This window comes from Halohasta salina, assembly GCF_024178165.1.
GTDB classification, from domain to species: Archaea; Halobacteriota; Halobacteria; order Halobacteriales; family Haloferacaceae; genus Halohasta; species Halohasta salina.
Genome location: NZ_JAMZIE010000004.1, coordinates 1 through 24,273, shown reverse-complemented (window position 1 = coordinate 24,273; position 24,273 = coordinate 1). Strand labels below are relative to the sequence as shown.

21 protein-coding genes and 1 pseudogene are annotated in these 24,273 nt (G+C 56.7%); 7 read left to right on the top strand and 15 right to left on the bottom strand.

Annotation, left to right across the window (positions count from 1 at the left end; translation table 11 throughout):
- Window positions 1-68: 68 nt before the first annotated feature.
- Window positions 69-1,361 (bottom strand): UDP-glucose 6-dehydrogenase AglM, encoded by a 1,293-nt coding sequence (gene aglM, locus NKJ34_RS09940; RefSeq protein ID WP_253738145.1) that lies wholly within the window; start codon window positions 1,359-1,361, stop codon window positions 69-71.
- Between the two features lie 132 nt (window positions 1,362-1,493).
- On the opposite strand from aglM, the gene aglF reads away from it, so the two are divergent.
- Window positions 1,494-2,216 carry a UTP--glucose-1-phosphate uridylyltransferase AglF gene (gene aglF, locus NKJ34_RS09935; RefSeq protein WP_253738144.1) on the top strand — a complete coding sequence of 241 codons (723 nt, stop codon included), beginning with the start codon at window positions 1,494-1,496 and terminating at the stop codon, window positions 2,214-2,216.
- A 6-nt stretch (window positions 2,217-2,222) separates the two neighbouring features.
- Here aglF and NKJ34_RS09930 read toward each other — a convergent pair.
- From NKJ34_RS09930 to NKJ34_RS09920, 3 genes and pseudogenes are all read right to left on the bottom strand, one after another.
- Window positions 2,223-3,208: pseudogene (locus NKJ34_RS09930) on the bottom strand (GDP-mannose 4,6-dehydratase).
- 86 nt (window positions 3,209-3,294) lie between these two features.
- Entirely contained in the window at window positions 3,295-5,091 is a 1,797-nt protein-coding gene (glmS, locus tag NKJ34_RS09925) for a glutamine--fructose-6-phosphate transaminase (isomerizing) (RefSeq protein ID WP_253738143.1), read from the bottom strand.
- Entirely contained in the window at window positions 5,091-6,308 is a 1,218-nt protein-coding gene (locus NKJ34_RS09920; protein ID WP_253738142.1) for a sugar phosphate nucleotidyltransferase, read from the bottom strand. Before NKJ34_RS09920 ends, glmS begins: the two co-directional genes overlap by 1 nt.
- A 173-nt stretch (window positions 6,309-6,481) precedes the next feature.
- Here NKJ34_RS09920 and NKJ34_RS09915 point away from each other — a divergent pair, with 173 nt between their 5' ends.
- Genes NKJ34_RS09915 through NKJ34_RS09900 form a run of 4 tightly spaced genes read left to right on the top strand, consistent with a single transcriptional unit; the run spans window position 6,482 to window position 10,719 of the window.
- On the top strand, window positions 6,482-7,507 hold the full coding sequence (locus NKJ34_RS09915) for an SDR family NAD(P)-dependent oxidoreductase (protein ID WP_321169451.1): 1,026 nt from the start codon (window positions 6,482-6,484) through the stop codon (window positions 7,505-7,507).
- Window positions 7,500-8,447 (top strand): dTDP-glucose 4,6-dehydratase, encoded by a 948-nt coding sequence (locus tag NKJ34_RS09910; protein ID WP_253738141.1) that lies wholly within the window; start codon window positions 7,500-7,502, stop codon window positions 8,445-8,447. Before NKJ34_RS09915 ends, NKJ34_RS09910 begins: the two co-directional genes overlap by 8 nt.
- 2 nt (window positions 8,448-8,449) lie before the next feature.
- Window positions 8,450-9,634, top strand: coding sequence for a DegT/DnrJ/EryC1/StrS family aminotransferase (locus tag NKJ34_RS09905; protein WP_253738140.1), 1,185 nt, complete (start codon window positions 8,450-8,452; stop codon window positions 9,632-9,634).
- Between the two features lie 35 nt (window positions 9,635-9,669).
- Window positions 9,670-10,719 (top strand): N-acetylneuraminate synthase family protein, encoded by a 1,050-nt coding sequence (locus NKJ34_RS09900; protein ID WP_253738139.1) that lies wholly within the window; start codon window positions 9,670-9,672, stop codon window positions 10,717-10,719.
- On the opposite strand, the gene NKJ34_RS09895 is transcribed toward NKJ34_RS09900, so the two are convergent.
- The 4 genes from NKJ34_RS09895 to NKJ34_RS09880 form a co-directional block, all read right to left on the bottom strand.
- Complete coding sequence (locus NKJ34_RS09895; RefSeq protein WP_253738138.1) at window positions 10,716-11,252, bottom strand: GNAT family N-acetyltransferase; 537 nt, start codon at window positions 11,250-11,252, stop codon at window positions 10,716-10,718. The two genes, NKJ34_RS09900 and NKJ34_RS09895, sit on opposite strands and share 4 nt — an antisense overlap.
- Before the next feature lie 63 nt (window positions 11,253-11,315).
- The gene (gene pseG / locus NKJ34_RS09890; RefSeq protein ID WP_253738137.1) at window positions 11,316-12,335 is read right to left on the bottom strand and encodes a UDP-2,4-diacetamido-2,4,6-trideoxy-beta-L-altropyranose hydrolase; all 1,020 of its coding nucleotides are present in this window, start codon (window positions 12,333-12,335) and stop codon (window positions 11,316-11,318) included.
- Window positions 12,336-12,348: 13 nt separating this feature from the next.
- Window positions 12,349-13,098 carry a cytidylyltransferase domain-containing protein gene (locus NKJ34_RS09885; protein WP_253738136.1) on the bottom strand — a complete coding sequence of 250 codons (750 nt, stop codon included), beginning with the start codon at window positions 13,096-13,098 and terminating at the stop codon, window positions 12,349-12,351.
- 242 nt (window positions 13,099-13,340) lie between these two features.
- Complete coding sequence (locus tag NKJ34_RS09880; RefSeq protein WP_253738135.1) at window positions 13,341-14,093, bottom strand: class I SAM-dependent methyltransferase; 753 nt, start codon at window positions 14,091-14,093, stop codon at window positions 13,341-13,343.
- A 351-nt stretch (window positions 14,094-14,444) separates the two neighbouring features.
- Here NKJ34_RS09880 and NKJ34_RS09875 point away from each other — a divergent pair, with 351 nt between their 5' ends.
- Entirely contained in the window at window positions 14,445-15,452 is a 1,008-nt protein-coding gene (locus NKJ34_RS09875) for an alkaline phosphatase family protein (protein ID WP_253738134.1), read from the top strand.
- A gap of 29 nt (window positions 15,453-15,481) precedes the next feature.
- Here the strand turns inward: NKJ34_RS09875 and NKJ34_RS09870 are convergent, their stop codons facing one another.
- The 3 genes from NKJ34_RS09870 to NKJ34_RS09860 form a co-directional block, all read right to left on the bottom strand.
- A complete protein-coding gene (locus NKJ34_RS09870) occupies window positions 15,482-16,819 on the bottom strand; it encodes a capsular polysaccharide export protein, LipB/KpsS family (protein WP_253738133.1) in 1,338 nt (445 codons plus the stop codon).
- 223 nt (window positions 16,820-17,042) lie between these two features.
- Complete coding sequence (locus tag NKJ34_RS09865; RefSeq protein ID WP_256488705.1) at window positions 17,043-18,107, bottom strand: NAD-dependent epimerase/dehydratase family protein; 1,065 nt, start codon at window positions 18,105-18,107, stop codon at window positions 17,043-17,045.
- Window positions 18,094-19,173 (bottom strand): Gfo/Idh/MocA family protein, encoded by a 1,080-nt coding sequence (locus tag NKJ34_RS09860; RefSeq protein ID WP_253738131.1) that lies wholly within the window; start codon window positions 19,171-19,173, stop codon window positions 18,094-18,096. Before NKJ34_RS09860 ends, NKJ34_RS09865 begins: the two co-directional genes overlap by 14 nt.
- 286 nt (window positions 19,174-19,459) lie before the next feature.
- Here NKJ34_RS09860 and NKJ34_RS09855 point away from each other — a divergent pair, with 286 nt between their 5' ends.
- The gene (locus tag NKJ34_RS09855) at window positions 19,460-20,587 is read left to right on the top strand and encodes a glycosyltransferase family 4 protein (protein WP_253738130.1); all 1,128 of its coding nucleotides are present in this window, start codon (window positions 19,460-19,462) and stop codon (window positions 20,585-20,587) included.
- 57 nt (window positions 20,588-20,644) lie between these two features.
- Here NKJ34_RS09855 and NKJ34_RS09850 read toward each other — a convergent pair whose 3' ends face one another.
- From NKJ34_RS09850 to NKJ34_RS09835, 4 genes are all read right to left on the bottom strand, one after another.
- Window positions 20,645-21,997, bottom strand: a complete 1,353-nt coding sequence (locus NKJ34_RS09850) for a sulfatase (RefSeq protein WP_253738129.1) — start codon at window positions 21,995-21,997, stop codon at window positions 20,645-20,647.
- Between the two features lie 64 nt (window positions 21,998-22,061).
- On the bottom strand, window positions 22,062-23,501 hold the full coding sequence (locus tag NKJ34_RS09845; protein WP_253738128.1) for an oligosaccharide flippase family protein: 1,440 nt from the start codon (window positions 23,499-23,501) through the stop codon (window positions 22,062-22,064).
- 57 nt (window positions 23,502-23,558) lie between these two features.
- A complete protein-coding gene (locus NKJ34_RS15845; protein WP_321169450.1) occupies window positions 23,559-24,152 on the bottom strand; it encodes an acyltransferase in 594 nt (197 codons plus the stop codon).
- Between the two features lie 3 nt (window positions 24,153-24,155).
- Window positions 24,156-24,273 (bottom strand): integrase core domain-containing protein (locus NKJ34_RS09835; protein ID WP_253738127.1); only part of this gene is annotated, 118 nt, incomplete at its 5' end.

Genomic DNA, 24,273 nt, shown 5'->3' with positions numbered 1-24,273 from the left:
GGGAGGCTGTGATGGCGGACGTGAAAGGATTGCGGAACGATACTGGTCGGCCCAGTCGCCAGCCGACCCTACCACGTCAAGCCTTCATACACGATGCCGTCCCGGCGGTCGATGGCGCGTCGACCGTCGACGACGACCGGGGTCGACATGGCGTCGAACTCCGCGTCCAGCGCCGTGATCTCCGGCCAGTCGGTCACGACGAGCGCCGCCGAAGCGCTGTCGAGGGCGGCTTCCGGCGAGTCGACGTACTCGATCTCCGGGAACTGCTTGCGCATGTTGTCGGCGGCAACCGGATCGTAGGCGACGACCGTGGCACCGCGTGCTTGGAGCCCCTCGATCACCGGGATCGCCCGCGAGTTCCGGATGTCGTCCGTGCCGGGCTTGAACGAGAGCCCGAGAACAGCGACGCGTTCGTCGGCGACGTCGACGTGGCGATCAAGCAGCGAGAGCAGCCGCGCTGGCTGGCGGTCGTTGATCTCAGTCGCCGCATCCAACATCAGGGGTTCGTACCCCTGTTCGCGGGCAGCAGCCCTAATTGCAGCCGTGTCTTTCGGGAAGCAGCTACCTCCCCAACCGAGGCCGCTGCGGAGGAATCGGGCGCTGATCCGGTCGTCGAGGCCGATGGCGTCGGCGACCTCGTAGGCGTCGACGCCGTACTCCTTGCAGATGTTTCCGATGTCATTGATGAGGCTGACCTTCGCGGCGAGAAAACCGTTGTTGGCGTACTTGATCATCTCGGCTTCCTCGATACCGGTGTCGACGACCGGTGCACCGGTCTCGGCGATCAGGGGCTCGAAGACGTCGTGGAGCGTCTTCCGGGCGGCGTCGCTGTCGGTTCCGAGGACGATCTTGTCGGGATCGAGGAAATCGTCGACAGCGGTCCCCTCTCGGAGGAACTCGGGGTTCATCGCCACGTGAAGGTCCTCGCCGAGCGTCTTTCCGGAGGCTGCTTCGAGGATCGGCGCCAGCGTCTCGCTCGTCGTCGTCGGAATGACCGTGCTCTTGGTAGTGACGACGTGGTCGCCGTCTTTCGCCTGCAGGGTTTCGCCGAGCGTTTCGGCGGCCGCCTCGATGATCGAGGTGTCGATGCTGCCGTCCTCGCGGGCGGGGGTCGGCAGCGCGAGGAACGTGACCTCGGTGTCGAGAACGGCGTCGTAGTCGGTGGTCGCGGTGAGGGCCTCGCCGCTGTGGTTTTCGAGCAGTTCGTCGAGTCCCGGCTCGTGGATCGGCGAGCGGCCGCTGTTGATCGTATTGACGATTTCTGCGTCGACGTCGACGTTGACGACCTCGTGGCCCATATCGGCGAAACAGGCCGCGATGGTGGTGCCGACGTAGCCGCTCCCGATGATACTGATTCGCATTGATTGGTCAGTCTCTGTCGTCGCTACTCAACCTTTGGATTTGGCTACTCTGAGCACTACCGGCGAGCAGATTGGAGTCGGTTACGAATGATAACAAGACATATACAGACAGATTGCCACCGATGAATTAGTATGAAAGCAGTTGTGTTAGCTGCCGGCGAGGGGACCCGGCTTCGGCCACTGACCGAGGACAAACCGAAGGGAATGGTTGAGATCGACGGCCAGCCAATCCTGACCCACTGTTTCGACCAACTCGTCGAACTGGGGGCCGACGAGCTGATCGTCGTCGTCGGCTACCTCAAAGAGCGGATTATCGACCACTATGGCGACGAGTACGAGGGTGTGCCGATCACCTACACCCACCAGCGCGAACAGAAAGGTCTCGCCCACGCGCTGCTCTCCGTCGAGGAGCATATCGACGACGATTTCATGTTGATGTTGGGTGACAACGTCTTTCAGGCGAACCTCGACGATGTCGTCCGTCGACAACAAGAAGACCGGGCGGATGCAGCATTCCTCGTCGAGGAAGTGCCGTGGGAGGAGGCGAGCCGCTACGGCGTCTGTGACACAAACAAGTACGGAGAGATCACCGATGTCGTCGAGAAACCCGACGATCCGCCGTCAAACCTCGTGATGACTGGGTTCTACACGTTTTCACCGGCTATCTTCCACGCCTGCAAGCTGGTCCAGCCGTCGAACCGCGGCGAATACGAAATCAGTGAAGCGATCGATCTGCTGATCCGGAGCGGTCGGACCATCGACGCGATCGGCCTCGAAGGATGGCGCATCGACGTGGGTTATCCCGAAGACAGAGAGGAAGCCGAAGAGCGGTTACAGGCGGCTGCCGAGGCTTAAATCCTTTTAAGACTGCCTCACCAGCGGATCGTACCACTCCTCGTTTGCGCGGTACCAGTCGATGAACTGGTTCACGCCGTCTCGGATGTCGACCGTCGGTTCGTAACCCAACAACTCGTTTGCTTTCGAGACGTCGGCGTGGGTGTGTTCGGCGTCGCCGGTCCGCGCGTCATCGTAGACGATATCCAGCGTCGGGTCGATTTCGTCGCGGATAACTTCGGCAAGCGTCAGGATGTCGATGTTGTCGGTCGACCCGATGTTGACGATCTCGCCATCGGCGCTGTCGTCGGTCAGTAGCTGTTCGTTGACACGGCGGATATCCTCGATATAGGTGAAGTCACGCGTCTGGTCGCCAGTACCGTAGATCTCCGGCGGCTCACCGTGCAGACACCGGGAGACGAAGTTCGTCATCGCCATGTTCGGCCGCATTCGCGGCCCATAGACGGTGAAGTATCTGAGCGCGACCGTCGGGAGGTCGTAGATCTCGTTGTAAACACGGGTGTACTGCTCGGCGGCGAGTTTCGAGACGCCGTACGGCGAGACGGGGTTCTTCGGATGGACTTCGTCGTACGGGAGGTAGTCGGGCTTGCCGTAGACCGACGACGAGGAGGCGACGACGACGCGGTCGACGTCGTGTTTCGGGCGGCTTCGAGCACGGTGACGGTGCCGTCGACGTTGTAGTGGTTGACCTTCGCTGGCTGCTCGACACTTTTCCGTACCCCGGCCTGTGCGGCCTGGTGATAGATCACGTCGGTCTCGGCGACGATCTCGTCGACCGTCTCGTCGTCGGTGACCGAGCCGTCGACGAGTTCGTAGCTCCCGCCGCTCTCGTCGGCTGCCTCCCGGCCGACCGAGACGGTGTGATCTTTGATTCCGAGATCGTAGTACGGAACGAAGTTGTCCAACACCGTGACGTCGTGGCCGCTGGCCGCGAACTGTTCGGCAATATGACCGCCGATGAATCCAGCGCCACCGGTTACGAGGACACGCATTGGTTCGGGCTTCGTTGGATGACACAAAAAGGCCGCTCTTTTCGAACTGAGGTGGTGATACGAGTACCGCAGGGCCGACAGCAGCTCTATTCGACTGTTACGCTCTTGGCGAGGTTTCGTGGCTTGTCAATCGGTCGACCCAGCGCGTCGGCCAGATGATACGAGAACAGCTGTAGTTGGACGTTGGCCAACACCGGCGCGGCCCGCTCGCTCGTTTCCGGAATCATGAGCGTCTCGTCGGCGATTTCGGCGGCATCGGACACTCCATCAGTAACCGCAATCACGGGTGCGCCGCGAGCTTGGACCTCCTTGATGTTGCCCAGCGTCTTCCGAGCGCGCTCGTCGTCGCCGGTGACGACCGCAAACACCGGCGTCTCAGGCGTGACCAACGCCAGCGGGCCGTGTTTGAGTTCGCCAGCCGGGAACCCCTCGGCGTGTTCGTAGCTGATTTCCTTGCATTTGAGCGCGCCTTCGAGGGCGACCGCGACGTTCGTCCCCCGGCCGATAAAGAAGTAGGCGTCGCTGTCGGCGTACTCCTCGACGAGTTCTCCGGCCCGTGAGGAATCGAGGATCGACTGGACGTCGTCCGGGAGATCCCGGAGCGACTCGATCAGCGGCCGAAGGTCACGTGGCCCGTCGACCAACTCCTCGGCGAGCAGGTTACAGCCCACTAGTTGCGAGGAGAAGGTCTTAGTTGCCGCGACCCCGATTTCGGGTCCAGCGCGGATGTAGACCGCGTGGTCGCACTCGCGGGCAGCTGTCGAGTTGACCGTATTGGTCAGTGCGAGGGTGCTGACCCCGCGACTCTTGGCATCCCGGAGGGCGGCGAGGGTGTCGGCAGTCTCGCCGCTCTGGGTGATCCCGACGACGAGCGTCCCAAGCGAGACGGGCGGCGGCGACAGCGCGTACTCGCTGGCGAGATACGCCTCGGCGGGGATGCCCATCTCTCGGAGGATCGCCGCGCCGTAGAGGGCGGCGTGGTAGGAGGTGCCGCAGGCGACGAACTGGACCGCATCGGGCTGTGGGATCTCGTCGACCTCTTCGAGGGTGATCGTCCCATCCAGGGCGTCGGCCCGGCCGGAGAAACACTGCCGGAGGGCGGTTGGCTGCTCGTGGATCTCCTTGAGCATGTAGTGGTCGTACCCGCTCTTGCCAGTCGCTTCGGCCGTATACGAGACGGTTTCGACCGCCATGTCGACCAGCTGGCGGTCGCTGTCGAGGACGGTGTAGCCATCGGGGGTGGCGACCACGCGCTGGCCGTCCTCCAGAAAGACGACATCGCGGGTGTGGTCGACGAACGCGGGCACATCGCTGGCCAGATAGGTGGTTCCGTCGCCGACGCCGACGACTAGTGGCGACCCCTGTCGAGCGGCGTAGATCGTCTCCCTGCCCTCGACAATTGCCGCGATGGCGTAGCTCCCCTCTAGTCTGTCGACCGTGTCGTGGAACGCGGTTTCGGGGTCGACGCCGGCATCGAGTCGCTGGGCGATCAGATGCGGGACGACCTCGGTGTCGGTGTCGCTGGTGAAGGTGACGCCTGTCTCTTCGAGTTCGGCTTTGAGTGCGGCGTAGTTCTCGATGATCCCGTTGTGGACCACTGCGACCCGCCCGCTTTCGTCGGTGTGTGGGTGGGCGTTGCGGTCGGTCGGTGGGCCGTGGGTACTCCAGCGCGTGTGGCCGATGCCGTAGGTACCGGTCGGCTCGGTTGCGTCGACGACCTCGGACAGCGCATCGAGTTCCCCCGATTTGCGGAGCACTGTCGTCTCAGGACCGAGGGCGATCCCCGCCGAGTCGTAACCACGGTACTCCAAACTACGGAGGCCGTCCATCAGGACGTCGACGGTGCCCTCGCCGCGACCAATCGAGCCGACGATCCCGCACATCAGCGAACCACCTCGCTGCCAGCGTCGATGCGACCACGAACGATGACCCCCTCGCCGACCGTCGCGTCGGGGCCGACCAGCGCGCCGGGTTCGAGGCTGACACCGCCGCCGAGGCCGACACGGTCGGCGAGGACGCCCCCGAGGTCGACGTCGCCGTGGACTTGGTCGTCGAGGACGACGTCGGCCGGGCCGCCGGCGACGGTGAGCCCGGCCCCGAGCTCACAGCCCTGTCCGGCGACCAGTTCGATCGCGGTCGTGTTGGGGCCGATGGTGGTGTCGGTGTCGACGACGACATCTTGCAGGACCGAGCCGGAGCCGACCGTCGCACTCGCCCCGATAGCAGCGTAGGGGCCGACGACTGCCCCGGCTTCGATGACGGCATCGCTGTCGACGACCACTGGCCCGACCAGTGTCGCCTCGGGATGGACGTGTGCGGTGTCGTCGACGTAGATGTCGCCGTCGATGGCCGGGGCGTCGACCCAGCCGCGGGAGAGCAGTTCACGAGACAACGATAGTAGGTCCCACGGATGGGTGGCATCTATCCAGAAGTGGTCGGTCCGGACTCCGCCGACGCTGTGTTCGTCGGCCGCGATCAGCCGCTGGATCGCGTCGGTCAGCGGGAGTTCGCCGCGCTCGACCGACAGCGTCTCGAGCACTTCGAAGATCCGCTGGGAGAATGCGTAGACACCGGCGTTGAACAGCCGGAATTCGCCGCTTGCTGGCTGTTCGACCAGTTCGGTTACGTCATCGCCGTCGACTGACACCGCGCCGTAGTCGGCGGCCTCCGGTCCCTCGACGACCGCGAGCGTGGCGGCGTCGGCGTGGGCCTCGCCAACCGCCTCGACGATCCGGTGGTCGACGATCTGGTCGCCGTTGACCAGCAGGAACGACCCCTCCGGGCCGTCCCGCGCCTGCAGGAGGGCGTGGCCGCTGCCGAGCTGGTTCGTCTGGGTGTGGTAGGTGATCGGGATCTCGCGGTAGGTCGGCCCGAAATGCGAGCGTACGCGGTTGGCCTGGTAGCCGACGACGAGGTGGATGTCGTCGACGCCGGTGTCGATCAGGGCGTTGAGGACGTGTTCGAGGATCGGCCGCGTGCCGGCCGGAAGCATCGGTTTGGGCCGGTTGGCCGTGAGGGGTCTGAGTCTGACTCCCTCCCCGGCAGCGAGGACGACCGCCGAGGAGAGTTGGTTGCCCGAAGTTGTAGAAACGTCTGACATGGGATCGAATTCGTCTGTTTGGCCTTAACATTTGCTTCGATACAGTTACCGGATATAGTGAATGTAAGACGATCCTGACTAGATCTGGCTGGGTGTCGTGAAGCGCTATCGAAAGAGGGTATACACGAATACTCGGTGGGTTTATCAGCACTAGCCGATACGGTCTTTGATATATGATGATCGACGGAAATAAAGTCCTTCTGACGGGTGGTGCTGGGTCGGTCGGTAGTATGCTTGCTCCCAGGTTGCTTGCGCGCGACCCGGAAGTACTCCGCGTGTTCGATAACGACGAGGCAGGACTTGCAGACCTCAAATCGGCACTCAATGACGACCGGTGCCGGTTTCTCGCGGGGGACGTACGCGAAGCGGGCCGACTCCATCGGGCGATGGAGGATATCGACGTCGTGATCCACACGGCAGCAATGAAACACGTCGACGTCTGTGAGTACAATCCGTTTGAGGCGGTGAAAACGAACGTCCTTGGGATTCAAAACATCGTCGACGCAGCGATCGATTCGGGCGTCCAGCGCGTCGTCTTCACCAGCAGCGACAAGGCAGTCGATCCGGCCAATACGATGGGAACGACGAAGCTCCTCGGCGAGCGACTACTCACTGCCGGAAACAAACACAGTGGTCGCTCGGACCTCCGGTTTACTTCGGTCCGATTTGGGAACATTCTGAACTCTTCGCAGTCGGTGGTACCGCTGTTCGTCGACCAGATCCGGGATGGCGGGCCAGTCACACTTACCGACACACAGATGACGCGATTTTTCCTAACGTATGACGACGTGTTCGATCTCATCTCACAGGCGATCGAGAAAACCGAGGGTGGCGAAGTGTTCGTTTACAAGATGCCCGCGATTCGGATCGAGGATCTCGCTGAAGCGATGATCGAGGTGTTCGCCCCGCAATACAATCACGATCCAAGTGATATCGATATCGATATTATCGGTCGCAGACCCGGTGAAACGTTTCACGAGGAAATCATGACCGAACGGGAGACGAATCGCGCCTACGAGAACGATGTCCTGTATGCGATCCGACCGGAGACGAGCGAGTACATTTCATTCGAGAACGGCAACAATTTCACACCTGCCGACGACATCGTACGTTCGTCGGGTGACGCCCCGAAACTCTCGAAGGACGAAATCGTAACACTTCTCGAAGAGACGGGCGCAGTTGAGGTAACCAATGAGTAACACTGTCGTCGTTACCGGTGCAGCCGGCTTTATTGGCCGGTGGGTAGTCAAGGAACTACTTGACTGTGGGTACACCGTGCGCGGACTCGACGATCTCTCGAACGGGTCACGTCGGAACGTTGCGGCCTTCGATTCGGATCCGGCGTTCGAACTCACCGTTGGTGACGTCCGTGACCCCGATATCGTCGACTCGTTGTTCGACGATAGGGTCGAAGCCTGTTTCCACCTCGCGGCCGAAATCGACGTGCAGGAAAGCCTCGACGATCCACAGTCGCATTTCGAGACGAACGTCGTCGGGACCCAGACCGTCCTCGAAGCGTGTCGACGTACCGACACGCGACTTGGACTCGTCGGGACGTGTATGGTGTACGATATGGTCGACTCGGGATCGGGAATCGATGAGACACACCCGGTCAAGCCCGCCTCGCCGTACGCTGGCTCGAAACTCGCGGCGGAGGACCTCGCCGAGAGCTACTACCACGGCTACGACCTTCCTGTCGTGATACTCCGGCCGTTCAACACGTACGGCCCGTTCCAGAAGACCGGAATGGCTGGCGGCGTCGTCTCGATCTTTACGAGCCGAGACCTCGACGGCGAACCGCTGAAGATCTTCGGTGACGGCACACAGAGCCGCGACCTGCTGTACGCGACCGATTGCGCCCGGTTCATCGTCAAGGGGACCTTCTGTGAGGAGGCCACCGGCGAAGTGCTCAACGCCGGGACCGGCTCGGATATCTCGATCAACGATCTCGCAGAACTGGTTGCTACCGGGGATACCGAGATCACTCACGTCGAGCACCATCACCCTCAGAGCGAGGTACAGACGCTCCGGTGTGATCCGAGCAAGGCCGAGTCGATGCTCGATTGGGAACCCGACGTGTCGCTGGAAGACGGGATTGATCGGCTTCGAACGCGGCTCCGCGAGGAGGCCGCCGAGTAACGATGGCCGACGATCGACCGGCCCACTACGGCGGCGAGCCGATCCGGGAGTCGGTTCTCGGATACGGCAGTCAGAGTATCACTGATCACGAAACCGAGGCTGTCGCGGAAGCGCTTGAAGGCGACTACATTACGCGCGGGCCGACCGTCGACGAGTTCGAAACTCGTGTTGCCGATATGGTCGGCGTTGACCACGCCGTCGCAACGACCTCCGGGACAACCGCACTGCATCTGGCCGGTGCGGCGGCTGGCTTCGGACCGGGCGACGAGGTGATCACGACGCCGCTGACGTTCGCGTCGACGGCTCACGCCGCGACGTACAACGACGCAACCCCGGTATTCGCCGATATCGATTCCCACCGTCGGACGCTCGATCCTGACGCTGTTCGTGAACAGATAACTGAGGACACCGCTGGAATCGTCCCGATGCATTACGCAGGCTATCCCGCAGATATAGAGGGGTTGCTTGCAGTGGCCGACGAACACGATCTAACGGTGATCTGGGATGCCTGCCACGCTTTCGGAGGGACGTGGCACGACGAGCCAATCGGTGCCCAGCGAGATATGACGATGTTCAGTTTCCATCCCGTCAAAAATATCACGACCGGCGAGGGCGGCATGGTCGTCACCGACGACGACGACCTTGCCGAGCGACTTCGGCGGCTCCGGTCGTTCGATATGAACTACGAACCCGAAGGTCACGACGACGAGCCGTGGTACCAGGTGACCGAGGGACTCGGCTACAACTACAACGTCACGGATATCCAGGCCGCCCTCGGACTGGCACAGTTGGATCGTCTCGACGAGTTCAAACAGCGACGCGACGAGGTCGTCGACCGGTATGACGCTGCGTTTGCTGCTATCGACGGCATCCGGACGCCACCGGAACCGGTCGACGCCGACCCGATGTATCACCTCTACGCCATCGAGGTACGCGAATCCTTCGGCTGTAATCGCACGGAATTTGTCAACGCGATGCACGCAGAGAATATTGGCGTGCAAGTCCACTACGTTCCATTGCACTACCACCCGTACTTCCAGGAGTTCGGCTACGAACCGGGACAGTTCCCCGAGACGGAAGCAGTGTACGACGGGTTGGTGAGTCTCCCGCTACATGCGGAGATGGATGACGGCGATATTACGGACGTCATAACTGCCGTCCAGCGGCTGTCGACATATCACCAGTAGGAGCGTTTATTTTCCTTCCACCGCGAAACTACGGTATGGAGACGTTCACGATTGGCAACCAACCCGTTGGTCCGGAGGAGCCGACGTTCGTTATCGCGGAGGCGGGATCGAACCACAACGGCGATTTATCGACTGCCAAGGAGTTGATCGACGTTGCCGTCGACGCCGGAGCGGATGCGGTGAAGTTCCAAACGTTCCGTGCAGAGGATATGTACGTCGAGGACAGCGGTGAAGTCGAATATCTCGACGACGATCGTTCGATCTACGAGATCATCGAGTCGATGGAGATGCCCCACGAGTGGATCCCGGAACTCTACGAGTACTGTGTCGAGCACGATATCTACTTTTTGTCGACGCCGTTCGACGAGCGATCCGCCGAGCTACTCTCGGAGTACGTTCCGGCATGGAAGGTCGCAAGCTACACCAGCAGTCACCATCCGTTTCTCCGAGAGTTAGCTGACAGCGACAAACCGATCATTATGTCGACCGGAGCCCACGAGCTGTCGGAGGTTCGGGAGTCGGTCGACGTACTGGAGTCCGCAGGCGTCCAAGGACTTGCACTCCTCCAGTGTGTGGCTGCCTATCCAACCCCGCTCGAAGATATCAACGTCCGCGTCGTCGAGACGCTCGTCGACGAGTTCGGGGTTCCGGCTGGTCTCTCGGACCATACGCTCGACCCCGTGACTGCGCCGGCTGCCGCGGTTGCGATGGGAGCGAGCGTTGTCGAGAAACATTTCACACTGGATAAATCGATGGAAGGCCCCGACCATCAGTTCGCGCTCGAACCCGACGAGCTCAGCGAGATGGTGACTGTGGTTCGAGACATCGAGGCCGCCCTCGGAACCGGTGAGAAGGTCGTGATTGATGTCGAGTCCGAACTCTACGACAAAGCCCGGCGCGCTATCCATGCTGTTGAGGATATCCCGGCCGGTGCAGAGTTCACTGACTCAAATCTGAAGATACTCCGCCCGGGTAAGAGAGAGGCCGGTCTGCATCCGAAGTTCTACGACGAACTTCTTGGGAGAACCGCTGCTCGCACTGTCTCAAAAAGTGCCGGTATACAGTGGGATGATGTAGAGCGCTAGGGATCGTAGACGTACTCTATCCAGTCACTGTCAGCATCACGCTGTTGAAAGCCACACCGTTTGAACAGCCGTTTTGAAGCCTGGTTTTCATCATGAACCTCGGCATATAGCGGTGCTCGATAATCGAAACGCTGACACAACCACTCAACGGTGACCGTTGCGACTCCGTGACCGCCTGCGGAGAAATCACCGAGAAAAATCCCAACCTCATTGGCCTGGTTGATATTGATCGCTCCAACCCGGCGTCCATCGAAATGGATTATGAAATCATAGCGGTCTGTATCGCGTGATTCGAACCACGACACGTGTTCGTCCCACGTAAGCGGACCGTCTTGCTGGCGAAAGTTAGCATACACTTCGGGGTGTGATCGCCAGGCAAGCACGAGTTCTAGTTCACGAGATTCCAGCGGTGATACCCAGACAGAGGGTGTCCCTTCTCTGAGTTCGGTACATGCTCCACACAGTGTCTCCGCCTCGTTATCCTTAGATTTTTGTCGACTAGTTGGAAGCTCACAACCGTCACAATTCGGCATTATTGGGCATTGTGGGTGGGTTCGTTAAAATACGTTTGGCTTAGTCCCTCTCTCTTGTCGGGGTTATTGATCGGCACGTGTCTCGGTAATCGAACGGAGCGCGTCACGTACTCGTATGACACCGTTTCCGTCGACGAGTTCTCGACCACGCCTCTGCCGGGTTCGTCGCAGTTCGGTCTGCTGTATTAATTCTTTGATAGCGTTCCGGAACGCCTTCTCGCCAGCAGTTCGCTGCAGTACCGTCGCAATATCTCGACGACGGAGGCTCGACGCAACTGCCTCTTGATTATTTGCTACCGGAATACTCAGTATGGGTGTCCCCAGCGCGAGGAGTTCATACGTGGTCGTACTGGCTGTGCTCACAGCGAAATCTGCCTCTGCCATGAGCGTTACCAGTGTCTCCGGATTACGGCTGACACGGACTTTAGTGGAACTGGTAGCCGCTGCTTTCCGAACCTCCTGTTCGAGCTCTGCAGGGCATCCTGGACCGACAACGGCGTCTACCCGGAGGTCAAAGCCGTCGAAGGCACGAACCGCGGTCGGAGTCAAACCAGCGGTATCGCTGCCACCCATCGTAATGAGCGCACGCTCAGGCTGTGGCCGCCACGCCGGGTCCTTCTGTAGACGGGCACGAACCTCACGCCGCAAGATGACGTAGTCGGGACCGAGACAGGCTTTGGGCTGTTGGCCGACATATGTGTAATCGAGATCTGCTGCATACAGGTTTCCGTTTACAAGGAGGTCCGCACACACTGCGTGTCGGGCATCATCCTGTAGTACCGCAAGCGGAACTCGCTGCCGTACCGCCTGCTGATAGCTAGTATCGACCGGATAGCAATCAGTAAACACGACATCAGTTGCTGCTGTATCGAGCCAGTCAATAAACGGCGAAGGGTCGCTCCTCGAGGGAAGCTGAGATATCGTAACGCTCTCCGGGAACACTGTCCGAGCCGGCTGTGGAGTCGTCGTTGCAACAGTAACTGTCTCTCCATTTCTCTGTAGCTCTTCGGCGAGTGCAGCCGAGCGAAACAGATGGCCGTAGCCGATTTCGGAGCCCCCATCGGCCCGGATTATAACGTCCATTGTTCCGCTATCCTCATGAGCTCGGAGTTTTTTGGCTGACTGACCGGTTCATCGAGCTGAGGCCGTGTTCATCGATGTATTCGACTGCATCGACAACAGAAAGAAACGATTCGTAGCTACTGTTCTCGTAGATGGTTCGGAGCAGTTCATAATCCGGTGCCTCATCCAGCGTGAGTCTGAGATCAGTTCGGTTCTGGAGCCGCTGTTCTTGAAATACATCGTCGGCTGTTACGTTCCCTATCGAGAACTGGTCTGGGTTCTCACGGTAGTATGGTGTGACATGTTCCCGGTGGTGAGAGTCAGCCGTCTTGGTCTCGACAACATCGAACGAATCGAAGGTAAATGCTTCAACATCCAACCCCCGCGGAAACGTGCGCTCGATAATGTTTGTCGCGTAATCCAACTCATCAGCACGCAATCGATCTACGACCGCATCAATACAGGCTGGCGACACAAGCGGACAGTCTCCCGTGATCCGAACGATTATATCGGACGCCTCGCGTGCTGCTGCGGCGTGAATCCGACCCAGTACATCTGCTTCCTCACCCCGGAACACCGTTGCGCCGCTCCGTTCCGCATAGGTCGCAATGATGTCGTCGGGTTTTCTGGTGCTTGTTGCGACGACCACGTCGTCAACCGTTTCGGCTGCTGCGACACGCGCTATTACATGCTCTATAACATGTCTCCCATCGAGGGGAAGCATCATTTTCCCCGGTAGTCGTGTCGAACTCATTCTCGCCTGAATGATCCCTGTGGTGTGCATGATGAAGAGGGTCTGTCTGTTGAAGAAGACACTGCCGGGTAGATAACGGTTCTGACGTAGCCACTCGGCGGCCAAAAGCTAGCCAGTCAGTTGGCTTCGATCAGTCAGTTGTTATCGATCCGCGTGAATGCGTCGTCGGCTGGCTGCTGCCGACAGCTTCCGCTTCGCTCACCGCACGACCAGTATCGATAATTATCAGGACACCACTAGTGTCTCGAATCGAGGGAGCTGAGTAGGCCCTGTTACTCACTGAGTGTTATCTCCAGAACGCTGGCCCACTCGTTGGGGTACTCCACATCAAGTTGTGTTGCAGAAAGGCCAGCGTCCTCTGCCATTCGGATTAATTCTTCAGGATAGTAGGCGTAATTGTATGGCTGGGTCTCTATTGGTCGGTCAATCGGTTGCTCAGTGAACGTTGGGTAGAACACTGATTCATCGTGCATCACAGACCCAATATTGTCAAGACACTCTTGAATAAGTTCACGAGGCATATGTGTCCAAACAGATTGACAGTTAATATAGTCAAATTTTTTGTCTGCATAAAACTCATCAAACTTCAAATCCGCGTTAACAAAGAGGCTGGGTTTCTTTTCTCGCATCGTTGATTCGCCAAGTCGCTGTTTCCCCGCCTTGATGAGTGACGGGGAGATATCCATGCCGTAGTAGTTTTCGGGGTTGAGGTAGTCGATAAAGCTCTCACCGGCGAACAGACAGCCACAGCCGATATCAAGCATTGCGTCAGTCTGCGAAAGGCCTTGATCCTTGAAAAATTCGAACTGAGCGGTTTTGAGATCCGAGGAACTACCTGCAGGGATAGGGCCATCACGGTGGCAGCGGAACTCTTGATACCACCGAGAGCCCTCTATGTAGGAATCTGCCCAGAGATAAGTGATCCACATCGGAACATCGTTTTTCAGGTATCCAACTGCGCTTTCGAACGGCGAGTTTGAGAGCGTAGAAATCGCCTTTTTTACTGGCTCGTTTGATTTCGTCATAAATATCAGTTGCCAGCCATAGAATAAGTGGTTTTTGCTTCACTGTCTAGTTCAACCATGCAATCGAACTGACGATTCTAAACACTGGTTTCGTTATACAACGCCCTGCTGTCGAACACACTAGTCCCAACTACGTTAGGCCCTGATACCGATTCTGCGCCTGACGACTCATCAGCACGGTATCGGTGTCTCGGATCGAGTTGACTGGTTAGGCGTTGTGAGCTACTGATACGGAACCGCTGTCCATCGGACAACGTATAAAACGAAATACTTATCGGCTGTAATATTATTTTGTCTGTCGTTATGCGTCGAGAAAAGGCACGCCAACCCATTGTTCAACGAGCCAAGCGAGTGTATTCAGAGGAAGGCTTGGTCCCGCTTCTTATAAAAGGGTATAAGGAAGTCGTTCCAAACTGGCTGAAATTCAGATACGGTGCCAGACGGACGCTCTCGGACCCTGCTATTCTCCGCGGTCATATCGATCAGTACCTGCTTCGGCAGCTTAACGTTCTGTATCACAACTATTTCACCGAGCAGACCGGCGAGAACTTCCTGGACAAGGATTGGGATAATTTGGTGTTGCTTGATGCGTGCCGATACGATGCGTTCGAGCGAACTGTCACACTCGACGGTGAGCTAGACAGCATCATGTCGTTAGGGAGTAAAAGTGCGACGTTCATGGAGCGCAACTTTTCTGGCAACGAATACCACGATACAGTGTACGTTACAGCAAACAGCTATGCAGCGACGTATGCCCGGGACGTGTTTCATGATGTGATCACTCTGTGGGATGACGACTGGGACGAAGAGCTACAGGCAGTGCCGCCTGAGGCAGTCACTAGAGCAGCAGTTGAAGCCCACGAGAAATACCCGGACAAACGCCTTCTTATTCACTATATGCAGCCACATGCGCCGTGGATCGGTGACAAAGGAAAGCAGTTCATCGAAGACAATGGGCTGCGAGGAGCGAACTCTAAATATCCGGACGAACAGACGATCGACACCTACTCTGCTGTCTTCCATAATCTCATCGACTGTACCGACGAGGAGTTAGTCGAGATATATGATGAAAATCTGGAGGTCGTCATGGAGTGTGTGAAAGATCTGCTGTCGAAAATCGACGGGAAAACAGTTCTTAGCGCTGATCACGGCGAGATGCTGGGGGAGACCTCACACCCAATCCCGATTAGTTGCTATGGACACCCGGAGGTGCCAACGGACGAACTACGTCGCGTTCCGTGGTTTGTCGTTGCGGGTGGTTCGAGACGGACGGTTGTTTCAGAACCACCAAAAGAAGAAACCACTGCCGATGCTGACGTCGCTGAGGAGCGACTCAGAGCGTTAGGATACAAAGAATAACGTCGGTCTTGACCTCGGTTTCGAGGCTCTCAGTCGGCCCGCTGTTCGATGAGATCCAATACGGCATCGATGGTCGCACGGGTTTCCTTCTGTTCTGCTTTCGCCCGGTCTGCATCGTGGAGGGTTTGCCGCAGCGAGTAGACCGATTCGACGATATCTGTCTCCGTTGGCTCGTCGTCGATTGCTTCGGCGATCACCTCTGGAAGCGATCCCAGATCGGTTACTCGACGGACACCGGGGATATGGCTATAGAATGCTCGCCCCATATTTACGACCGATTTCCCGAAAATCAACGCCTCGACTCCGGCGGTGTTGTTGATGGTGACGACAGCCTCGGCACCACGTATGGCGTCGTGAGAGTGCAGATCGGGATGGAGCACCTCGACATTCGAGCGTTGGTTCAGATCGTACAGCCATCGCGGTGATTCTTCCCCCGGATGATGTGGATGTGGTTTGACACAAAGCGTGACGCCTTCCGGCAGTATCCGGGCGAGATATTCGGCCGACCAGCACTGGTCATAGTGTTCCGGCGCATACACCGTCAGCCGTGATTCAGCCCGATACTGCAGCGGGAAAAACACGTAGCGTTCCTCTTCACAGAACGTTTCGGACCGCGAGACCGACGTACAGATGCGTTTGTTTAGCTTTCCTTTCAGTTTCCGCTTGGCGGCATTGAGTCCAACTCTGTGAACCTGCCCCGGTTGATCCCTATTGATGACCTGGTCACGGATGGTGTCGAGGAGTGCGACAATCCGGTTGTTGGCCGTCGAACCGTATGTGAAGTGTTTTCGTCGGTTTCTGAACTCCTCGATATACTCCCGTGTCCACTCTTTGCCTTCGTCCGGTATCTCGTCGTACTCGATAATGTCGTAGGTATCCCACAGCTCGCGGAGATGTGTCGATACGGAAAACGAATCGTCAAAGAACCCAAAGCCGCGCCAGATCGTCGTTCCGCCGTAGTGTTCGGTGTAGTACTGTGCCAAGAGCCTGTGGATTTCGCCACCCCGCTCCTGAAGACAGTAGTCGAACTCGTGGTTTTCAAACAGCGTCTCGAGGGCATCTACAGACCGGCGTATTCGTCTTCGTGTCTCGGCTTCAGTCAGCGTGAAATACTCACGCTCTGTAACCGACAGCTGACTGATACTCGGGATATCGTAGCGCTGTTCGATCGACCTGAGATCGATCGACTCACGGGAGACCAGCGAGGAGAGCCGAAACACCTCCGCGTTTTCTGTTGGAATCTCTTTTTCTGACGGCGTGAACACTGCTGTGCGATAGCCTCTCCGTTCGAGTTCATCAGCCCAGGCCCCCGCAAGCTGGATATCCGTCCGGTTCCAGGCTGTGGTTAGTAAAAAGTCGAAGTCCATTATTCGGAGATATATTTGAACTGATTTATAATTGTTGCTCTGTATCTTCGTTCGGTCACCGCTGGATGACTGCGGTCTCGGAGGCTAGGTTTCTCTCAGCATTCCGCTGTCGTCGACCCGAACCAACCGTTCTGTCGGTGACCCGAACCGTTCGTTGTTCTACTCGGCCTCGACGTCGAGATACAGGCCGTCAGGTGGCTATTGGGCACGAGTGACGACTTTTTCAGGTGTGTGAGGGAATATTAAGCGCCTCGTACACCGCCTCTTCCCGTGCGATCAGCTCCTCGGCGGCTGGCACCTCGATATGTGGTTCGGGGACGGGGTCGTAACTCAGATGACGGTGCTCGTAGGCGACCCGGTCTTGATACTCACCGATAGCAGCTGCTGTTTCCGAGTCCGTGTGCGCATGCAGAACGTATGTGCTAGCCCAATCAGGCAGGTAGAGAAGCAGCGACAGCAGGATCTCACGATACGTATCAACTGCGGGAAGAACGTTACCCAGAAGCGATTTGAACTGCGGCACAACGGCATTCGTCTCGTCAGTCGCCAGCTCCGGTCGGTACTGGACGTTCGTCTCTGGGAGATAGTACTCGACCAGATCCGACCATGTCCACTGCGGTTGGTTGACCACTCCGTACGTTCCGGGGTCGGGCTCCTGTTGCACACACTGTGAGATGGTTTCTGCAAGGGTCACCGTGTGGGCAACGTTGGTTTGACGGTCGGGACGAACTGGAAGATACACCCGTTGTCGTTCCTGTAGCTCATCGACGAAGTGGTTTGTGAACTCCTGATTTGGACCGTAAATAAGGCCGAGACGAAGGTTGTACCATTCGTGGTCCGTTCCTCGACACTCGTTTTTGACGATCGACTCCAGATGTCGTTTCGTCCTCCCATACCAGTGGAGGTCGCTCAGTCCGATATCCGAGCCAAAGGCGACGATTGAACTGAAGTAGACGACTGTAGCATGGGCTGGCGCATACGTGATACTGTTTCTGACGATTGCCTCGTTTATCTGCCGCGCTGGCCGTGGTTTCGGTCCTCGGAACCATGGGGCGAACGCTGCCACGATCACTGCATCCACATCCGCAAGGAGGCGTGGAGCAGCCTCCTGGTCGGTGATCTCGCCGACCCTGCAATTGAACCCATGGGACTCAAACATTGCTGCTGAGATCTTGTTCCGGATCACTGGATACACTGTGTAGCCGGCCTCACGCAACAGAATACTCAGCTCCATCCCTACCTGCCCGTTTGCGCCAATGATAGCTATTGACTGGTTATTCGAAGTCATATATTTCGTTCGTGAGTCGAGTTACCTCTGGAGCGGTCTGAATAATTGTCCCGTAGCCGGTGTCGTCATGTACGTCTGATAGGAACTGTTGCCACCGTAAATAAAAGGCTTCGATGTTTTCGTTCGCCCATGCAGACGCCGGGGCAAGTTCTAAGCGAGTTTCTGGTGGAGTGAGACGCGGTCGTGACCCGATCTCATCGAACCGTGTCTGAAGGTCGGCATCCGAGCTCAAACTCGCTACAAACGACTCGTTCGATGCTGACGGATAACAGTCAACCGTCGCCTCTGGGTCGGTCTGATCGAACGCGACGATCGTGTTTTCGAACACACATATCGTTTTGTCCGGAATCGGGTACAGATCGGTCGTATGAAATTCGACCGGTATCTCCCGGCCATCGGACCGAAACTCGAAATCCACAGACATCTGGACATCGATCCCCTCTTTGGACTCGACGTCAGCCTGTTGTACCTCTTTTTCGTAGCCTTCGAACACGATCTCCAGTTGGCTGAGTGGATGACAGCCGCGTTCCATGAGCACTCCGCCACCGCTCAAAGCAGGGTCTAACTTGTAGCTCCCGGGGCTCAGACCGGTTGCACCCACTCTCCCCTGTTCGGTCATGACTACCCGTTTGGGCGGTCCGAACACGCCCGACTGAACTATCGTCCGAAGCTGCCTTGTCGAGGTAAAACACGTCCGCATATAGTCGCAGAACACTGTCTCGTGAATGTCGAGAAGGTGAGTGTGTTCCTCCAGAGATGTCGCAAACGGCTTCTCGACAAACAGTGGAACGTCCCGTCGGGCGAATTCCTCGTGATACGGCTCTCGGACACCAATTGGAATCGCGAGAACTGCAATATCACAGGCTGGAAGCGAGTCCGGCTCCTCGATCCCGATCGTGGCGTCGGCATAATCATCCAACTCCGAGGCACGCTCCGGATCGACATCAGCAATATACGAAAGAGTTAGGTCTGGCATTTTGGAGACAATTGGTGCATGGATATTTTCCGTAATACTCCCTGCACCAACAATGCCTACCTTTAGTGGATCAGCCATTTCTTCTGGCACAGAAAGAAAGCAGGATATTACATATCTTATACTTTTCGATGACAACACTACCCTTTTCAGCACCTCCTCGGCTGGTGTTTGGTGGTCGAATCGCTGGTTCGGCTGTTTTGATTGTCATATATGTGACTATTCGGCCAGCAGCCGCAGCTCACGATGGCCTGTCGAACAGGCGACAGGGAGCTGCTTGTCGCGGTTCGATTACCGAGCCCCTCTCTCTGTAGTGTGGTTAGTCGGGAGTTCGATACTGAAATAAACATATTTAACGCTCCTATCTCACGGTACAACAATGAAAATTACAATTGTTACACCCCGCTATCCACCAACAATGAAAGGAGGGGGTGAGCGAAGTGTCCAACTTCTTGCGAATCATCTGTCTGACTCGTCTCGGATCGACGATCTTACGGTTTTCAGTTTCGATGGCACAAAACAGGAGCAGATCGATGGCGTCAGCGTCTGTCGGCTGGGGAGTCCGTCGCCGCTGTTCACAGAGTATCAAAACGTCGCCGCAGTTCCCAAGCTCCGAGAGAGACTCTCCGAGTTCGATGTCGTCCACGCCTACAATATGGAGCTCCATCCCGCAGTCGGCTACCTCTCGTCGAAACTCGACATCCCCTCGGTGGGAACGCTCAACTCCTATCATTTCTTCCCGAAGTCGGTGAGCAACACGACCCCATCGCCTCTTGAACGGCTCTACGAGTTGGTCGGCCATCCGACTACTAACAAACTACTTCTTCGATACATGAAACAAATCTATCATTTTACCGCACTGAGTAAGTCTGTCCGGGATATTTACACCGACAGAGGGTTTGATCGTGACCGGATCTCGGTCATCCCGAATATGATCGACCCCCTGTTTACCGTGCCCGAGAGCTCGACAGCTGACGATCAGTACTCGCTTCTCTATGTAGGGACTGTGTCTGAAACAAAGGGCGTACACCACCTCATCAGCGCCATGACGAAGCTTCCCGAGGAGTACCGGTTACGGATCGTCGGTGGAGGCGATGTAGACCGTTTTCGATCACTGGCCGACCGGCTTGATGTGCTCCAGCGAATCGAGTTCTCCGGCTGGGTTCAACATGACCAGATTGCGGCGGCGTATGCGTCGGCGGATATGTTCGTTCACCCAGGTATCTGGCCGGAACCGTTTGGTCGAACAGTCATTGAGGCTATGCAGGCGAGACTCCCAGTCGTCTGTACGGATATTGGTGGGCCACCGGATATCGTCCGGGATGAAGAGATGATCTGTGAGCCAGCTAATCCAGATGACCTCGCCGCGACGATACAACACACCCGGAGCCTCGACCGTGATGTCGGCACAGCCAACCGCAAATATGTACTGGACCGCTACTCTCCGTCTGCTATCGGCTCACAGTACATTGATCTCTACGATGAACTGGACAGCAGCGCTGACTGAGCTTGCTGTCGGTTTCTTCCCCGATAATCGCTCCGTGGGGCGACTCCCCCTGTCGTGTTATTTGTAGCCGAGGGCTTCGAGTCTGTCTTCAGTTGCACTGTCTACCGTTGGTTCGTCGAGTTCGTCGTGGCTATCTGTTCGGTCGAGATATGTATCCATCTTCTCGCGGAACTGCTCAACGATGGCTTCCTGTTCGCTCAGTGGCACGCGTTCACACTCTGGGAGCCGCCACAGCTCCATCTCCTGGTCGGACTGTTCGGGATTCTCTTTGGTCCGCCACCAGACGAGTCGCCACGAGCCGTCCTGATAGGATAACACGTCTTTGTCACCAAGAAACATTCCTTGTTCTGTCTCACTCAACTCTCCGGTGAGCGACGGAACAAGACTTGTGCCCTCCCAGTTCGAATCGATCTCCAGATCGAACAGTTCGGCGATGGTTGGGGGAAGATCTACGAGTGAGTTCAACTCATCAACGTGCGTCCCCTCCGGAATTCCTGGTCCGAAACAGAACAGCGGGATATGGAAGCTTTCCTCGTAGCCAGCGGGTGGATGCCCGAACACTCCGTGTTCGCCGAACAGCTCGCCGTGATCCGAGGTGATAATGAAGACGGTGTCTTCGAACAGGCCTCGCTGTTTGAGTGCCTCGATGAGTTCACCGATATGGTGGTCGAGATAGCGGATGTCTCCACGGTAGAGCGACCGGAGATCGTCAGCCTCCGCCTCTGATAGCTCTGTGCCCTCCTCATGCATTTTTCCGTTGAGCGAAATCGCCCGGCTGTTCGAAATCGAGCTATCGGTTACCTCTTCGAGGAACTCATCGGGCGGATAAAACGGATAATGAACATCCATATAGTGTGTCCAGAGGAAAAACGGGCTGTCGTCGTCGTACTCCTCGTCGAGCCACCTGAGTGCTTTTCCGTTGAGTTTCGGTGCCGCGGTGTAGTCGCTGCTTCCGGAGGTCGTTCTGGCGAAATGGTAGGCCCGCTTGAGCAGTTTGTACACCGTCGAGTCGCTGTCGAGGTTCTGTGTGATGAGATAGCGGAGTCGGGAGAGCTGACCGGCCTCATCGTCAAAATCGTTGTACGTTTCGAACCCGACATCGTAGTTCTTCTCATCCCGGAGATGGGGGTTCGTGTGGAAGCCGGCGGTCTCGTAGCCAGCATTCCGGAACTTCTCGGCGAGGAACGGCCGGTCATCGGAGATGTATCCGTGACCGCCGTAGTGGTCTGCATACGTCCCTGTTAGAATCGTCGGAAACGAAATCGGCGTCGAGTAGCCGTTCGAATACGTCCGCGTAAACCGAACACCACTGTTTACGTACTCGGTGAGTCGAGGCAGGAACCCGGCTGCCTCGGTCGCGTGATCTGCACGCAGACTATCGATAGTAAGAAGAACGCAGTTCTTTGTCATTGTCTACCCCAACCAGATTCACAAAAGGCAAAGCTTTTTTGAAACTCCCTTTCAGCTACTGGGGTTACAACACCGTCGGCAATTCTACCGGTGAGTTGTTCCGTATGGTCGTTCTGAACTGAATCGATATCGCATACAGCGTCGTGAAATACACCCCGGCACCCAACAGAATAAGTGCCACGACGAATACCGTGTTGTGGATGCTTGAGACGGTCGACTCAACACCGAGTCGTATGGCTCCGACAACGAGTGCCATTGTTAGCGCAGCCGCCAGCTGACGGCCAAGCTCCGATATCGGGACCTCGAAGTCAGCTATCGTCCGCAGATATCTGAATGAGACGACGAGCCCGATACTGGCAGCGATGACAGTCGCCACCGCAGCACCGACCCATCCAAATGCATACACCAGCGCCACATTCAGGACCAGATTCACAGCGATAAAGGTGGCATTTACTCGGAATGCAATCCCCGGACGATCAACTGCATTCAGACCGTTGAGGAGCTGATTTTGGTAGTCGTAGATGAGCATTGCGAGGATTAAGAGACTGAGAACTGCCACTCCACGAGTAAACTCACCGCCGTAGATCCGTAGTAGTCGATCCGCAACGATGAGACTTCCAAACACTCCTGGAATCGCCACAAGGCCGCTGTAGGTAAGCGAGTCAGAGATGAGACTGCCGAGCGAATCAGTCTGCTGCGTAGAGTTCGCATAACTTAGCTCCGGAAACAGTGTGTTCTGAATACTCGACCCAAAGATACCGATGAAATTAGTTATCCCCCACGCCACAGAGTAAATGCCAACTAGTTGTGGCGACACGAGCGCGCCTAACACCATAACATCAACATCGTTGAATGACCTTCCCTTCAAGCTCCCTAGCCACGAATACTTTGCAAATGAATATATTCGTTTGAACTTATCCTTGGTAGGCATTTCGAACTCTAAGGAGATAAACCACAGTCCTAACGCTGCTGCCAAAAAGAGACCTGCGATGTACCCGAAAATCATCCCGGTTAATCCATAACCGACAACGACGAGCCCGATCTGGGTGAGGCTCCGACTGATCGTCTGTGTCGGTGTGAGATACGCGACGAGGTGGACTCGACGTTCACCCATTAACGATGCCCCGGTGATGCTGTACAGTATCGAGAGAGGAGTCATAACTGCGACAAAAACCCAGGTGTCGATACCTACATACGAATTAATACTCTCCCGCAGAAGCACTATCACAGCTACCAGTACACACCCCAAACCGAGACCGAGAAGAATGCCCGCGGAGTAGTATGCTGATGGCTCTTCTGCTTCGCTGATTCGTTTGTTTACCGCCGTTGAGATACCGACCTCTCCAGAAAGCGCAAACCACTTTGTCACGATCAGAACCAGCGAGTAGTAGCCTAATACCTCTGCGCCTAACTCCCGTGCAAAATACAGTGTTGTTAGAAAAGCTATAAATGAGCCGAAATATTTCGACAGTGAGAGAAGAACTGAGGTTTGACCGATTCGCATGTTATAAAGAACTCCTCATCAGTAGCTGATTCAGTATGTTCCCCGATGTAATGTATATCATTTGGAGTCTCGGCTACTGATGGGGACTGCAGGAACTCCCCCAACTATAGTATATGGGTCAACGTCTCCTGTGACGACTGCTCCGGCTCCTACCACTGCACCCTCTCCAATAGTAACATCGTTTAGAATTTTCGCACCGGTTCCGATCCAGACATCGTCTTCAATTACGATCTTACCGTGGGAACTTTCCTGTTTGTATATCATTTCACTCCGTTCCATACTGTGCGTGCTTGCGTACATACTCACTTGACTCGCAATGCGCACTCCATCGCCAATTGATATGTTCCCGGACAGATGGCCATACTCGTGAAACGTGCAGTGAGAGCCAAACGTAATTCCCCTTCCGGCTTTAATATGCGTATCATGTCCTATGTACGTTCCCCCGCCTATCTCGAACTTCTCTGGATGCTTTATTTTCGATGTCACTGACACCCATCCTCTCGTCGTGAACTGCAATCCTGCGCGTAGTATCGATAGCACTCGAAACACGCGCCAATAAAGCATGAAAAGAAAATCAATTGGATTATACATCTGATTCCTGAAGCTATTTTCGTTATTTGACGTGTGAATATAAACCTTTTCTATCGGCACTGTCTAGTTAGCGACCTCCTCAGTTGGCGTTCGATCATCTAGCGATTGATGCGGTCGCTGGCGGTTATAATAATGTACAAACTGCGAACACCAGCGACGAACGCTCGACCGACTGCCCACC

Excerpts from the sequence above, each read along its gene's own strand:
- aglM (WP_253738145.1), bottom strand. The coding sequence starts at position 1,361 with ATGCGAATCAGTATCATCGGGAGCGGCTACGTCGGCACCACCATCGCG.
- NKJ34_RS09910 (WP_253738141.1), top strand. The coding sequence starts at position 7,500 with ATGAGTAACACTGTCGTCGTTACCGGTGCAGCCGGCTTTATTGGCCGG.
- NKJ34_RS09895 (WP_253738138.1), bottom strand. The coding sequence starts at position 11,252 with ATGCCGAATTGTGACGGTTGTGAGCTTCCAACTAGTCGACAAAAATCT.
- NKJ34_RS09865 (WP_256488705.1), bottom strand. The coding sequence starts at position 18,107 with ATGACTTCGAATAACCAGTCAATAGCTATCATTGGCGCAAACGGGCAG.
- pseG (WP_253738137.1), bottom strand. The coding sequence starts at position 12,335 with ATGGACGTTATAATCCGGGCCGATGGGGGCTCCGAAATCGGCTACGGC.
- aglF (WP_253738144.1), top strand. The coding sequence starts at position 1,494 with ATGAAAGCAGTTGTGTTAGCTGCCGGCGAGGGGACCCGGCTTCGGCCA.
- NKJ34_RS09900 (WP_253738139.1), top strand. The coding sequence starts at position 9,670 with ATGGAGACGTTCACGATTGGCAACCAACCCGTTGGTCCGGAGGAGCCG.
- NKJ34_RS09850 (WP_253738129.1), bottom strand. The coding sequence starts at position 21,997 with ATGACAAAGAACTGCGTTCTTCTTACTATCGATAGTCTGCGTGCAGAT.
- NKJ34_RS09870 (WP_253738133.1), bottom strand. The coding sequence starts at position 16,819 with ATGGACTTCGACTTTTTACTAACCACAGCCTGGAACCGGACGGATATC.
- NKJ34_RS09915 (WP_321169451.1), top strand. The coding sequence starts at position 6,482 with ATGATGATCGACGGAAATAAAGTCCTTCTGACGGGTGGTGCTGGGTCG.
- NKJ34_RS09845 (WP_253738128.1), bottom strand. The coding sequence starts at position 23,501 with ATGCGAATCGGTCAAACCTCAGTTCTTCTCTCACTGTCGAAATATTTC.
- NKJ34_RS09880 (WP_253738135.1), bottom strand. The coding sequence starts at position 14,093 with ATGACGAAATCAAACGAGCCAGTAAAAAAGGCGATTTCTACGCTCTCA.
- NKJ34_RS09885 (WP_253738136.1), bottom strand. The coding sequence starts at position 13,098 with ATGCACACCACAGGGATCATTCAGGCGAGAATGAGTTCGACACGACTA.
- glmS (WP_253738143.1), bottom strand. The coding sequence starts at position 5,091 with ATGTGCGGGATCGTCGGCTCGATTGGTCGCGGCGAGGGCACCGTCGAC.
- NKJ34_RS09855 (WP_253738130.1), top strand. The coding sequence starts at position 19,460 with ATGAAAATTACAATTGTTACACCCCGCTATCCACCAACAATGAAAGGA.
- NKJ34_RS09905 (WP_253738140.1), top strand. The coding sequence starts at position 8,450 with ATGGCCGACGATCGACCGGCCCACTACGGCGGCGAGCCGATCCGGGAG.
- NKJ34_RS09920 (WP_253738142.1), bottom strand. The coding sequence starts at position 6,308 with ATGTCAGACGTTTCTACAACTTCGGGCAACCAACTCTCCTCGGCGGTC.